The sequence below is a fragment of the Glycocaulis sp. genome, assembly GCF_052168375.1.
Taxonomy (GTDB): domain Bacteria; phylum Pseudomonadota; class Alphaproteobacteria; order Caulobacterales; family Maricaulaceae; genus Glycocaulis.
On record NZ_JBQLZR010000258.1, the window covers coordinates 1 to 13359 of the forward strand.

Annotated in this window: 11 protein-coding genes and 2 tRNA genes; 6 read left to right on the forward strand and 7 right to left on the reverse strand. The window is 64.4% G+C overall.

Translation table 11 applies throughout. The features are described 5' to 3' along the window. The 4 genes from ACTS2Z_RS10520 to ACTS2Z_RS10535 form a co-directional block, all read left to right on the forward strand. Window positions 1–300: hypothetical protein (locus ACTS2Z_RS10520; protein ID WP_442573164.1), on the forward strand; the 300-nt coding region annotated here is incomplete at its 5' end. A 9-nt stretch (window positions 301–309) separates the two neighbouring features. Then, entirely contained in the window at window positions 310–1005 is a 696-nt protein-coding gene (locus ACTS2Z_RS10525; RefSeq protein WP_442573165.1) for a hypothetical protein, read from the forward strand. Between the two features lie 6 nt (window positions 1006–1011). After that, on the forward strand, window positions 1012–3225 hold the full coding sequence (locus tag ACTS2Z_RS10530; RefSeq protein WP_442573166.1) for an RNA degradosome polyphosphate kinase: 2214 nt from the start codon (window positions 1012–1014) through the stop codon (window positions 3223–3225). Next, window positions 3222–4739, forward strand: a complete 1518-nt coding sequence (locus ACTS2Z_RS10535; RefSeq protein WP_442573167.1) for a Ppx/GppA phosphatase family protein — start codon at window positions 3222–3224, stop codon at window positions 4737–4739. Before ACTS2Z_RS10530 ends, ACTS2Z_RS10535 begins: the two co-directional genes overlap by 4 nt. 13 nt (window positions 4740–4752) lie before the next feature. On the opposite strand, the gene rnd is transcribed toward ACTS2Z_RS10535, so the two are convergent. The 7 genes from rnd to rlmB all read right to left on the reverse strand — a co-directional run bounded on the left by rnd (window position 4753) and on the right by rlmB (window position 12703). Then, complete coding sequence (gene rnd / locus ACTS2Z_RS10540; protein WP_442573168.1) at window positions 4753–5910, reverse strand: ribonuclease D; 1158 nt, start codon at window positions 5908–5910, stop codon at window positions 4753–4755. A 42-nt stretch (window positions 5911–5952) separates the two neighbouring features. Continuing rightward, window positions 5953–7257 carry an MFS transporter gene (locus ACTS2Z_RS10545; RefSeq protein WP_442573169.1) on the reverse strand — a complete coding sequence of 435 codons (1305 nt, stop codon included), beginning with the start codon at window positions 7255–7257 and terminating at the stop codon, window positions 5953–5955. 3 nt (window positions 7258–7260) lie between these two features. Continuing rightward, complete coding sequence (locus tag ACTS2Z_RS10550) at window positions 7261–7986, reverse strand: lysophospholipid acyltransferase family protein (RefSeq protein ID WP_442573170.1); 726 nt, start codon at window positions 7984–7986, stop codon at window positions 7261–7263. A gap of 44 nt (window positions 7987–8030) precedes the next feature. Next, on the reverse strand, window positions 8031–9404 hold the full coding sequence (locus tag ACTS2Z_RS10555) for a sodium:solute symporter family protein (RefSeq protein WP_442573171.1): 1374 nt from the start codon (window positions 9402–9404) through the stop codon (window positions 8031–8033). A 43-nt stretch (window positions 9405–9447) separates the two neighbouring features. Further along, a complete protein-coding gene (locus ACTS2Z_RS10560) occupies window positions 9448–11106 on the reverse strand; it encodes an acyl-CoA dehydrogenase family protein (RefSeq protein ID WP_442573172.1) in 1659 nt (552 codons plus the stop codon). A 65-nt stretch (window positions 11107–11171) separates the two neighbouring features. After that, the gene (locus ACTS2Z_RS10565) at window positions 11172–11741 is read right to left on the reverse strand and encodes a DUF3833 family protein (protein WP_442573173.1); all 570 of its coding nucleotides are present in this window, start codon (window positions 11739–11741) and stop codon (window positions 11172–11174) included. Between the two features lie 80 nt (window positions 11742–11821). After that, a complete protein-coding gene (gene rlmB, locus ACTS2Z_RS10570; RefSeq protein WP_442573174.1) occupies window positions 11822–12703 on the reverse strand; it encodes a 23S rRNA (guanosine(2251)-2'-O)-methyltransferase RlmB in 882 nt (293 codons plus the stop codon). Between the two features lie 126 nt (window positions 12704–12829). Between rlmB and ACTS2Z_RS10575 the strand changes: the two genes are divergently transcribed. Both ACTS2Z_RS10575 and ACTS2Z_RS10580 read left to right on the forward strand, forming a co-directional pair. Then, window positions 12830–12915 (forward strand) — tRNA-Tyr (locus tag ACTS2Z_RS10575). 84 nt (window positions 12916–12999) lie between these two features. Next, window positions 13000–13073: transfer RNA gene (locus tag ACTS2Z_RS10580), tRNA-Gly, on the forward strand. Window positions 13074–13359: the final 286 nt, after the last annotated feature.

The window sequence follows — 13359 nt, forward strand, 5'->3', positions numbered from 1 at the left end:
CTGGTCCAGACCCAGCAGGAAGGCTGGAAGCGCGAAGTGGTCGTGCGCGGCGGCGAGGCGAGCGAGATCAGCGTCTCGGTTCTCTACAACTCCATGGCTGAATGGCGGGCCCTGCAGCGCGCCATTGCCGGGGCCTCGCTGGTGTCCAATGCGCGCCTTGATGCCGTAACCACGACCGGCGCGGTCATGACGCTGACCCATCGCGGGGAGCGTGACCAGCTGGTACGCGAGCTTTCCCAGCGCGGCGCCCTGCTGGCCGAGGAGCGCGGACTTGGCTGGGTCGCCCGCCCCCGCAACTAACCAACTGCCATGCCAACCCCCCAGCTGGCCCTCGATCTGGCACTGGAGCCGGATTATCGCCCTGAGAGCTTCGCTGTCAGCGATGCCAACGCCGCTGCGCTGGCGATGGTCAATCGCTGGCCGCGCTGGCGCATGGGGCATCTGGTCCTGACCGGACCGGCCGGTGCCGGCAAGACACATCTCGCGCATATGTGGCGGCTTCGTACCGGCGCGCAGAGCCTTGACCGTCAATCCATCAGCCCGGCGCTCAAAACCATCCAGCGCGGTGCCAGCGTGGTGATCGAGGATTGTGATCAGGGCATGGATGAGACGGGCCTGTTTCATCTGCTGAACCGGGCGGCGGGCGATTCGGGTATCAGCGTGCTTCTGACCGGGCGCCTGCCGGCGCGGTCCTGGAGCGTGTCCCTGCCTGACCTTGCCTCGCGCCTGAGCGCAGCCGAGGCGGCGGTGCTGGGCGAGCCGGATGATGCATTATTGCGTCAGGTGATGGAAAAGCAGTTTCGTGACCGGCATACGCCTTTGGGCGCGGGCACGCTCGACTACCTGCTTACCCATATGGAACGGTCAGTGGATTTTGCGCGTCTGCTCGTGGCGCGCCTCGACAATGCAGCGCTGGCCAGCAAGACGGCGGTCACGCGGCCGCTTGCGCGCGAGGTGCTGGCCAGCCTATCAGCAGACACACTTCCCGATGAGGAGCGCAGGTAAGCTGTCATGACGGACATCGTGGAAGGCATTTCCGGCGCTCCCGAGGCCGGGCCGGTCAGGACGGCTGGTTCAGACGCGCTGATGCAGTCGCCCGAGCGCTTCCTGAACCGGGAGCTGTCCTGGCTTCAGTTCAACCAGCGTGTGCTGGAGGAAGCGGAGAACCCTGCACACCCGATCCTGGAACGCCTGCGCTTCCTGTCGATTTCGGCCAGCAATCTCGACGAGTTCTACATGGTCCGCGTGGCGGGCCTGCGCGCGCAGTTGCGCAATGGTGTCGACCGCGCCGGGCAGGACGGGCTGACGGTTTCCGAGCAGCTGGAGCGCATCAACGATGCGGCCTCGGCCCTGATGCTGGCCCAGCAGGTGCGCTGGCGTGAACTGCGCGGCCTGATGGGCAAGGAAGGCGTGCAACTGGTCACGCCCGACGAGTTGACGCGCCCGGAGCGGGCCTGGCTGCGCGATGACTTCCTCGCCCATACCCTGCCTGTCATTACGCCGCTGGCGATTGATCCGGCTCACCCCTTTCCCTTCATTCCCAATCTGGGTTTTGCCATCGTCCTGAAGCTGAAGCGCCAGCGCGATGGCAAGACGATGAATGCGCTCCTGCCGCTGCCGGCAGGGGTGAAGCGCTTTGTCGATATTCCCTGTTCGCGCAAGGACCGGCGCGGGCGTCCGATCCGGCGCTATATCGCGCTTGAGGACGTGCTCATCGTCTTCGTCGACGCCCTGTTTCCCGGCTATGACCTTCTGGGCAAGGGCGCGTTCCGCATCATCCGTGACAGCGATATCGAGATCGAGGAAGAGGCCGAAGACCTGGTGCGCGAGTTCGAGGCGCGCCTGAAGCAGCGCCGGCGCGGCGTTCTGGTCCGGCTGAAACTCGAAGCCTCGATGCCGGAGGATCTGCGCCGCTTCATCATCCAGCAATTGCATGCCGAATCGCGCGACGTGGTGCTGGTCGATGGCAATCTGGGCCTCGCCCAGCTTTCCCAGCTCATCCCCGATGACCGTTCCGAGCTGAAGTTTGAACCCTATGAGCCGCGCTTTCCCGAACGCATACGCGATCATGGCGGGGACTGCTTTGCCGCGATCCGGGCGAAGGACCTGATTGTCCACCACCCCTATGAGAGCTTTGACGTGGTGGTGCAGTTCCTGCGCCAGGCGGCCAATGATCCCGACGTGGTGGCGATCAAGCAGACGCTCTACCGCACATCGAAGAACTCTCCGATCGTGGCAGCGCTCATCGAGGCAGCCGAGGCGGGCAAGAACGTCACGGCGCTGGTGGAGCTGAAAGCCCGCTTTGACGAGGAAGCCAATCTGAAATGGGCGCGCGATCTGGAACGCGCGGGCGTGCAGGTCGTCTATGGCTTTGTCGAGTACAAGACCCACGCCAAGATTTCGCTGGTCGTGCGGCGCGAAGGCGCCTCCTTGCGCACCTATGCCCATTTCGGCACTGGCAATTACCACCCGATCACGGCGCGCATCTATACCGATCTCTCGCTCTTCACGGCTGATCCGGCCTTCGGGCGCGATGCAGGGCGCATCTTCAACTACGTCACCGGTTATGCGCGGCCCACCGGCCTTGAGCGTCTCTCCATCTCGCCGCTGGGCATGAAGGAAATGCTGGTGGAAAAGATCCGCCGGGAAGCCGCCAATGCCCGTGCCGGCAAGCCAGCAGCGGTCTGGGCGAAGATGAACTCGGTCGTGCATCCGGAAATCATCGATGCGCTCTACGAGGCAAGCCAGGCCGGTGTCCGTGTGGACCTGATCGTGCGCGGCATTTGCTGCCTGCGCCCCGGCGTGCCCGGCCTGTCGGAGAATATCAGGGTCAAATCCATTGTGGGCCGGTTCCTGGAGCACTCGCGCATTGTCTGCTTTGCCAATGGCGAGACCATGCCGTCTGCCAAGGCGGAGGTCTGGATTTCCTCTGCCGACTGGATGCCGCGCAATCTTGATCGCCGCATCGAGACGCTCTGCCCGGTGGTGAACCCGACCGTGCATCGTCAGGTGCTCGACCAGATCATGGTCGCCAATCTGAATGACGAGGCCCAGAGCTGGTACATGAACCCCGATGGCAGCTATACGCGCGTCAATACGGACGGCCTCGCGATACCTTTCAGCGCCCATGATTACTTCATGACCAACCCGTCCTTGTCCGGACGCGGTGAGGCGCTGCGTCATGACCAGCCGCCGTCGGTTCCGCAGCTGGCGCGGCGGTCATGAGCCTGATGGGTTTCGGAAAACAGCCCGGCCCGGCAGGCCGGGACATTGCCGTCATCGATATCGGCTCAAACTCCGTGCGCCTCGTCCAGTACCGGCTGGAGGATGGCGCGCTGTGGCCGGTCTTCAACGAGAAGACGATGGCCGGGCTTGGCAAGGGCGCCGGTGCCCGCGGGACGTTGAACCCGGACGGGCGCAAAAGCGCGCTCGTCACCTTGCGGCGCTTTGCCAGCCTGCTGGATGCCAAGGGTGTGACGGATCGTCATGCGGTCGCGACCGCTGCCGTGCGCGAATGCTCGGACGGGCCGGAATTCGTCGCGCTCGCCGAAGCCGAGACGGGGCTGAAGATCGAGGTCCTCTCCGGAGAGGAAGAGGGCCGCCTGTCGGCGCTGGGTGTCGTCGCGGGCATTGGTGCAGGCCATGGCGTCGTCGGTGATCTGGGTGGATCGAGCCTGGAGATTGCGCGCCTGACAGGGCGCGAGGTGGGGCCGGTCTTCTCCCTGCCGCTGGGGCCCTTATCGGTGCTCAATGGCGGATCGGACGACACCAAGCGCATTCGCGGCGATATTGATGACGGGCTGGATGCGGCGGCTGATGCGCTGGATGGTTCAGGGCCCGACTTCTACGCCGTTGGCGGGGCGTGGCGCTCGTTTGCCCATCTGGCCATGGCGCTCGACCGTTATCCGCTGACCCTGCTGCACCAGTACGCCCTGACCCCGCAGCAGATTTCGCGCGCCGCCGATTTTGCCATGGCGCAGAGCGAAGCCTCCTTGAGCGCAACGCCCGGCGTGTCGTCGAAGCGGGCCTCAACCCTTCCCTATGCGGCGCAATTGCTCAAACGCATCGTGAAGCGCGGCAAGTTCCGGCGGGTGGTGTTCTCGGCCCATGGCCTGCGCGAAGGTGTCGCGTTCAGCCGCAGCGATGCCCTGAAAGAGCGCCATGATCCCTTGCTGGCCGGCGCCGATGCCATGGCCCGTCACGCGGCCAGTGATCCTGCCTTTGGCGCGGCTCTTGGCGAGTGGCTGGAGCCTGTTTTCGCCGGGCGCACGCCTGTTTTTGACGCAGAGCGCGATTTCGTCTTGCGCGCAGCGGCCGCGCGCCTTTCCCAGCTGGGTGCGCGCATGCACCCTGACCACCGGGCAGAGCTTGCCGCGACCGAGGCGCTCTACGCGCCCTTCGGCGGCATCTCCCATCCTGAACGCGCGTTTCTGGCGCTGGCCGTGCATCACCGGTATGCAGGGCGGCGCCCGCGGCCCGAGGAGTGTCCCTCGCGGCGTCTCCTCGATGATGCCCAGGAAGAAGCAGCGCTTCACCTTGGCTATGCGATACGGCTTGGAACAGCCTTGTCTGGCGGGTCGGCAGGCGTATTGAAATTCTTTACGCTTGGCCGCGACGAGGATGCGCTGATCCTGGGTATCGAGCCGGGGCGGGAAGACCTTGTGGTCGAACGCGCGCGGTCACGCTTTGAAAGCCTTGCCGGCATACTCAAGCTGAAGCCGGTGCTGGATCGCAGCTAGAGCGAAATACGCTCTAGTCTTCCAGCTCGACGGTGATGACCTTGCCGTTTTCAAGGACGAGTGCCAGCTCGCCGCGTTTCAGCTTCAGCGCCGCTTCGCCAAACACCTTGTAGCGCCAGCCGGAAAGGGCCGGGACATCGGCCTTGTCGTTTGCCGCGATCTGTTCGAGGTCCGGCACGGTGGCGATCAGGCGCGGGGCCACGCCTTCATCTTCAGCGACGACGCGCAGGAAGACTTTCAGCAATTCCACTACCGGGCCGATATTAGCTGGCAAATGGTTCTGGCGGGCGAGCTTGGGCGCGTGTTTTTCCGGCGCTTCCATCGCCTCGCGCATCATCTCCATCAGGCGCTCGGCCGGCTTGGAGCGTTCAAAGCCTTTGGGAACAGCGCGCAGGGCCGCCAGCTGATCCTGTGAGACGGGCGCGGACTGGGCGAGCTCGTAAATGCCGTCATCCTTCATGATGCGGCTGCGCGGCACGTCGCGTGTCTGGGCCTCGATCTCGCGCCAGCGGGCTGCTGCCTTCATCGCGGCCAGCCATTTGGCGGTTGTCTTGCGGGGTTTGAGGCGTTTCCAGGCGTTTTCCGGGTCCATCCGGTAGGTTTCCGGATTGGTCAGGAGGCGCATTTCCTCCTTCACCCATTCCTCGCGGCCGGACTTTTCCAGCCGGTCTTTCAGGATCGGGTAGAGCTTATGCAAATGGGTCACATCGGCGAGGGCGTATTCTGCCTGCCGGTCACTCAGCGGGCGGCGCGACCAGTCGGTGAACCGCGATCCCTTGTCGATCTCCTTGCCCAGAAGCTCGCGCACCAGATTGTCATAGGAAATCGAGTCGCCCAGCCCGACGGCGGAGGCCGCAATCTGGCTGTCGAAAAGCGGCTCCGGAATCAGTTCGCCACCCTTGTGAAAGAATATCTCGAGGTCCTGACGGCAGGCGTGAAAGACCTTGACCGTATCGGTGCGTTTCAGGAGGGCAAGGAAGGGCGCGAGGTCGATCCCGTCTGCGAGCGGGTCGATGAGCAGTTCCAGCTTCGAGCCGGCTGCCTGGATCAGGCAAAGCTGGGGCCAGAACGTGCTCTCGCGCATGAACTCGGTATCGACCGCGATATACGGGTCCTTGCCCAGTGCCTCGCAGGCATTGGCCAGCGCATCAGTCGTTTGAATCAGTTCCATGTTGTCATCGATTAGCGCGCCGCACGGCGTTTGGCGAGCGCGCTACGCCGTGTACCGGCCAGGGCGCATCATCCGCCAGAGCGCGAACAGGCCCGCAAGGCCGGAAACCACGGCGATGTATCCGAATGCGGCCTGCAAGGGCAGGGAGAGCAGCGCGATGGCCGCCAGCGTGAACTGGCCGAGGCTGGCCGTCGCCGCATTCATGATGCCGCCAGCGGCAAGGATGCGTCCGCGCACCTCCGGCTTTGCCCGGCGCTGGGCCATGGCCTGCAAGGGCACGACGAAAAGCCCTGCACTGACCGCCGAGAGGGCGAGCGCGCCGAGGATCGGCCAGTTCTCCGGATTGGCAAGGAAGATGTCTGCGCTGGCCAGATTGGCGGGGTCCGGCTCGGGCCAGCCCAGCGTTGTCAGTGCGACGAAGCTGGGGAAGATCACAAGCCCGAACGCGCCCAGAACCGTGAAGATCAGCGCGTCCTGACCGCGCGTGAAGAGCCCGCACAAGAGCGCCCCGACGGCAGCGCCCACCGTGAACAGGGCTGTCAGCGCGAGGCCGACCGTCTCGTCACCGCCCAGCACCGCAGCGGTAAAGAGCGGCATGAGCGTGAGCACGGAGGCGGCCAGCATCCAGAACCAGGCAGCGCCCAGAAGCGGACGCAGCACGTCAGGAGCCTGGAAGGCAAAGCCGAGAACGCGGACTGTCTCGGTGATGATGTTCCAGCTTATTTTCAAATCCTGCGCGGCGGCGGGCGCGGGGCTGTTCAGCCACATGACCAGCCAGCCAATGACGGCCACGCCGATCAGGGTGAGCGACAGTACGCGGGCAGCATCCTCGCGCACCACGAACACCACGGCGAGTGCCGCGCCGGTGAGGATTGCAACATTCAGCGTGCCGGATACGAGTGCATTGCCGGTAACGAGTTCACGCCCTTGCAACAGTGTGGGCAGAGCCGAATTGCGCGCCGGCGCGAAGAAGGCCGACTGCATGCCCATCAGGAACAGGGTGAGGACGAGCAGAAGGCCGGAATTGAGGAAGAAGCCTGCTGCTGCGGCCATCATCAGGAAAATCTCGATGAACTTGGCGCGGCGCATGATGAAGGTGCGGTCGTACTTGTCGGCGACCTGACCGGCGACGGCGGAGAACAGGAAGATCGGCAAGGTCAGCGCGGTTGCCGCGATCGGCACCATAAGCTCGCGCTCCAGCCCGAATATCGTGAGGCCCTGGAAGGTTGCGAGATTGACCAGCGCAAAGCGAAAGAGATTGTCGTTGAAGGCGCCGAGCGCCTGCGCCGTCATTAGCGGTGCAAACCGCCGCTGCACCAGAAGGCGCGCCGCTACACCCAGGCTCATGGATCAGCCTCCCCCGTTTTGAGCGCTTATCAGCTCGGCTGTGCGCCCTTCTATCGTGTCCTCAAGCTGACGCATGAAGGCGTCCTTGTCTTCCCCCGGCATGAGGGGTGGCAGAAATTCCACCGTGATCGTCCGGGGCCGCTTGATGAAGGCTTGCCTGTCCCAGGCAAGGCCGAGGCTGGTCGCAACCGGGACGACGGGGCGGCCAAGATCACGGGCGAGATGATAGACACCCTTGCGATAGGGATGCTTCTCGCCGGGCGCTGCCAGATGGCCTTCGGGGTAGATCAGGATGTGGCGCTTGTCGCGTTGAAGGGCTTCCAGCGAGGCGGCCATGCGCGCGCGAGCTTCCTCTCCGCCCTGATTGGACAGGACAACTGCGCCAGCCTTTTTCAGGATGAAGCCGACGAGCGGAAACTTCATCAGATGGTCGCCGGCCACGAAGGCGAGCGGGCGCACGGTCGCCAGCATGACGAAGCCGTCGCCCCAGCTTTGATGCTTGGCGGCGATGACGCTGGGGGTGCGGCTGAGATGGCGCGTGCCGCGAAGATCGATGCGGATGCCCGCGATGAAGCGCATGATGAACGCCATGGCCCGGCCATAGCTGAACAGGCCGAAGCTCAGCGGGCGGTGGCCGGGAAGGGCGGCGAGAACCGTGCAGATGACGGCAAAGCTGATCGTGACCGTCCAGTAGGCGATCTCGAACAGTACGCTGCGGAGAAACGCCATATCTGTTCGCTCCCGGCGGTGGTCTGGCTTGACAGCCTAATGGCCTAGCCGGCTTTGACCAACTTTGCCGGCAAGGCGAGCCCGGCCAGCACATAGCCTGCCAGAGCCGCGAGGATGGAGGCCATGAATGCCCCCGGGATACCGAAGACAAAGTCACCGAGCCAGATGGCGAGAAGGCCGCTGGCAAGCGCGCACAATGCCGACCACTCCCCGCCAAAGCGGCTGTGCAGCCCGATCAGGAGGGATACCAGCAGTCCGGCGGAGCCAAGTGACGATGCCAGTTCCACCAGCCCGTAAATTGTCTCGCCCGTTGTCGCCACGAGATAGGCCAGAAGGCCTGCGAGCACGGTGAACCCGCGCGCAGCGAGCAGCTTTTCTGCTGCCGATGCATCGGTCCTCACCCGCGAATAAAGGTTCTGGGTGGCGAGACCCGAGACGGCCAGAAGCGCTGAATCGACCGTAGACAGGACGGCCGAGAAGAGCGCGCCGGCAAAGACGACGAAAAGCGCGCTCGGCAACAGGTCGAGGGCAAGGTTCGGCAGGAACAGGTCACCGGCTGCCGGATCGAAGCCGAGCCCCGGACCCACAAGGCCGAACAGGATCGGAAAGCAGCCCACGAGAAGATAAAGTCCGCCTGCCATGAGCCCGCCCCGCACGGCTATTTTTGCTGATTTAGCGCCGAGAAACCGCGCGATCATTTCCTGGGCGACGATGGAGCCGAGAATGGGAATGGCAAAGGCATCCAGCCGTTCGATCCAGCTTTCGCCCGGCGCGATGAGGACAAGCTGAGCAGGGTCGATGAGGGCAAGCGCCTCTTCCACACCGCCAGCGCGTCCGAACAGGGTGATGGTCAGGATGACGAGACCGGCCAGAACGACGAGGCTTTGCAAAATGTCGGTGACGACATCGCCCAGCAAACCGCCGAGCAGCGTGTAGGCGATGACAAGGAGGCTCGCGCCGACCAGTGCCCAGCCGACGGGAATATCGCTCGCCACGGCAATGATAGAGGCGAGGGCCAGCAATTGCGCTGCCGCCCAGATGATCGATGTCGGGATCGAGACCATAGCTGAGGCGATTTCAGCGCGCCCCCCGAACCGGTCCCGGAAGAAGTCCGCGAGCGTGAGATAACCGGCAGCGCGCAGCCTGCCCGCAACCAGCAGCGCGGCGACGATCAGGCAAAGGGCGTAGCCAACCGGTTCGGCGCGGGCACCGGCCAGTCCTTCATCGGCGATGGTTGCGGTGGAGCCCATCATGGTCTCGCCGCCAAACCATGTGGCGAAGACCGAGATGCCAACTGCCCAGAAGCCCAGCTTGCGCCCGGCGACCAGATAGTCGGTGTGCGTGCTCATCCGGCGCGAAGCCCAAACGGCGATGGCAAGCTGGATGAGGATGTAGACGCAGAGCGCGGCGAGAATCATCGGGGACAGGCCCTGCTAAAGGTGGCAATGACGAGGCTTCGCACTAGACCGCCAAACGGCCCCGCTCAATCAGTTTCTCGGTATCGATGCGGCCGTGCCCTGCGCCCAGCGTGGTCGACTGGCTGGCGATCCGGCGCGCGATGAAGGCATCGGCGGCCGCGTCCAGCCCGGCTTCCATGAGTGCGGCAGCGCTCAGGGCGAGGGCTGCCTCCTCGCTGAACCGGCGGGCATCCGCTTCGCCAATGCCGCCCGCCAAAGCGGCATCAATGCGCCCTATCAGGGCATCGAGCGCGGCGTTGTGCCCCCTCGCGCCTTCGAGGTGGGTGACCAGGGCCTCGCGGCTTTCCGGGTCGCGGCTGAGTGCACGCAGCGTATCGAGCGCAATGACATTGCCTGACCCTTCCCAGATCGCATTGAGCGGGCTTTGCCGGAACATGCGCGGCAGGGGCGATTCCTCGACGAAGCCGGCGCCGCCATGGGCCTCCATCGCCTCATAAACGAGATAGGGCGCGCGCTTGCATATCCAGTATTTCGCAATCGGGGTGAGGATACGTGCCAGTGCCGCTTCATGAGGGTCCGTGGCCATGCGGTCAAAAGCCCGCGCGACACGAAAGCCAAGCGCCATGGCCGCTTCAGCTTCCATGGCGAGCTCGGCGAGCACTTCGCGCATCAGTGGCTGGTCGATCAGGCGGCGCTGGAAGGCGGCGCGCCGGTCTGCATGCCAGATCGCATGGAAGCTGGCCGTGCGGATCAGGCCCGCCGATCCGGCAAGGCAATCGAGGCGGGTGTGGTTGACCATGTCGATAATGGTGCGCACGCCGCGTCCCGGCTCGCCCACGCGGCGGGCGTAAGCGCCGTGGTATTCAATCTCCGACGAGGCGTTCGAACGATCGCCCAGCTTGTCCTTCAGGCGCTGGATCTCGATGGCGTTCCGGGTGCCGTCAGGGCGCCAGCGCGGCACCAGAAAGCACGACATGGCGGCGGCATCGCCTTCGCCTTCATAGGCGAGGGTGAGGAAGGCATCACTCATCGGGGCCGAGCAGAACCATTTATGGCCTGTCAGTTCCACCTCGTCGGCTCCGATGGAAACCGCGCGGGTTTCGTTGGCGCGTACATCCGACCCACCCTGCTTCTCGGTCATGGCCATGCCGATAGTGAGACCGGACTTCTGCGCCATCGGCTTCATGGCAGGATCATATTGCCCTGCCGTGGCACCGCTGACCCAACCTGCCGCCCAGGGCGCATGACGCAGGGCAGGAACGCAGGCATAGGTCATCGACATCGGACAGCACACGCCTGCATCGGCATGGCCCATCAGCATGAGAAGGGCGGAGTGCAGCGTGTGGGGCGCGGTATCGGCTTTCCAGGCCGCCGACGAGACGCCGGCGCCAAGGCCCAGAGCCATCAGCTGATGATAGGCGGGGTGAAACTCCACCTCGTCGATGCGATGACCAAACCGGTCAAAGGGCTTGAATTTTGGCGGGTTCTCGTTGGCCTGACGGCCCCACTCCAGAACCTCGGCAGAGCCGACACGCGCACCGAACGAACCAAGAGACGCGTCGTGCATACCGCCGCCATTGCGCCTGACGGCATCGCAGAGGATGTGGTCTGCCTCATAAAGGTTCAGGCCCGAAAGCGGTTCGGACTGGTTGAAAACGGTGTGAGTGCGCAGCTGGCTGCGCGGGGCGTGGGGCTGTGTCATGGCGCCAGTGTTGCGCCAGTGACCGGGCAAGGTCCAGCCCTTGCCGCGCCGATGGGCCGTGCCTGTCAGCCGCGCGGGATTTCCGGCCAGTCGGCTGGCCGGTCTTTCAGAAAGACGATGGTGACCTCGCCCACCGTAATGCCGAATTTCGACACGCTTGCCCGGTTGATGAGCACGTCGTCCGACAGCCGGTAGATGCGGTCATTGAACCGCACCCGAACGGTCGAGCCGTCCGAAAGCGGCAGATCGACCAGATAGCCGAAATAGGCTGCATCGCCGAAAATCGAGATATCCGCTTCGCCGATCACATCGCCAGCCGTTCCGGAAAACCGGTTCGGTGCCGTCTGCGTCATGGTCCAGATACGGCGCTGGGTGTCGCCATTATCATAAAGGAAGTGCTCATCGAGCGTCAGGGCGCGCCCGTCCCACTCGCCGTCGATCTCGACATGGAGGACCCGGTCAAGGACACCGTCGCGCTCGAACACCCCATAGGCATAGGTCCGGCCCTGAAAATAGGTTTCCAGCGAGAGGGCAGGGGATACGCCGGCCCGGTCTTGCGGCGACGGTCCTGACAGGCAGCCCGCGAGCAGAAGGACGGGAAGCAGGGCGGCAAGGCGCGCAAAAGCGATGAGCATGGTCTGTCTCCGGCTGGATATGCCATGTCATACGTCTGCTAAGCGCCAACCGATTGCCGATGGCCCCGGGGTTTGCGGTGTCAGGCCGGATTGGCCGCCGGATTGATGCCCGGATTGATTCTGGGATCGTGTCTGGAGGCTTCATAGAGGGCGACCGCTGCCGCATTGGAAACGTTCAGGCTCTCGGCCTTGGGTCCCATGGGGATGCGTGCCAGCAGATCGCAATGATCGGCCACGCGCGGACGCAATCCCTTGTCTTCTGATCCCAGCACGATGACGAGCCCGGTCGTCCGGCCCATCGTGTCGGCGCCGGTCTGGATGGCGGCGGCAAGGCTGGTTTCCGCCTCGCCTGCCAGCCCCACCACGAAGCGGCCTTCATCGCGCAGGCTTTTGAGCGTGTCGGCGATATTGGTTACCTCGACGTGGCTGACGAGTTCGGCGCAGCCGACGGCGCTCTTGCAGACCGTGCCGAAGAGCGGCGGGGATTTGCGGTCCTGCAAGATCAGCGCGCGCGCACCAAACGCCGCCGCCGAGCGGAAGATGGCGCCGACATTATGTGGATCGGTGATCTGGTCGAGAACCACGAGAAGTCCGTGCGTCGGCGCCAGAACGGCCTGAACCGGTTCCGGTACGAGCGCCTTTGCCTTCAGGGCAAAACCCTGGTGAACGGCGGTGTCCGGAAGACGGGCGCTGATCTGCCCCGGTTCCTCGATCTGGGCAGCAATGCGTGCCTGCATCGCATCATCGAGGTCCTTGGCGCTGTTGCGTGTGACATGCAGCGAAAGCAGGACCCGTTTCGGGTTGGCAAGCGCCGCCAGCACCGCGTGCCGGCCCCATATCCAGCCCTCGCCCGGAGGCAGGGCGTCACCGCGCTGGCGCGACGGTTTGCGGGTGTTTGGCCGGCCCTGTGCACGGGCGTGTGCGAAAGCCGGTTTCGAGGTGTTGCGCTGGTCAGGGGCCATAAGTATAAGTCGCGTCCCGGCTTAACGAGGCAGCTTCGTTAGGACGGTCGGCGCGTGTGCGCAAGACCGTATCTGACACGGCTCAATCGGAAGGCCCGGCCGGTCCGCTTGGACATCGGGCGACCCGGAGGGGTGGGAGAGTGGTTAAATCCAGCAGACTGTAAATCTGCCCGCGCAAGCGTACGCTGGTTCGAATCCAGCCCCCTCCACCAGCCATCACCATTCCTGGCGCGATTTTATCTCGCCAGGGACAAGGTGCGCGGCTAGGTTTGGTCTGCCGGAGCGAGGGCGCCCGCGCGGGTGTAATTCAATGGTAGAATGTCAGCCTTCCAAGCTGAATACGCGGGTTCGATTCCCGCCACCCGCTCCATCCTCCTGATTTTGCTTCCAGACAGCCGGTGCCATCCGTCCGGCGTATGCGTCCACGCAGCTCGCTGCGCATGCCTTGAGGCAGACGCCGGTGCTTCCTGCAGCTTGGCGGAGCCAATGCGCGCAAACCCCTTGCCATAGGCGCCCGTGGACGCTATCCCGCGCCGTCAGTTTAACCGGGCAGGGCGTGAAGCCGTGCTCTTCCAGAAAGTTGCGACGAGGACAAGGCGCGATGGCCAAGGCAAAGTTTGAGCGTAACAAGCCGCATGCGAACGTTGGCACGATTG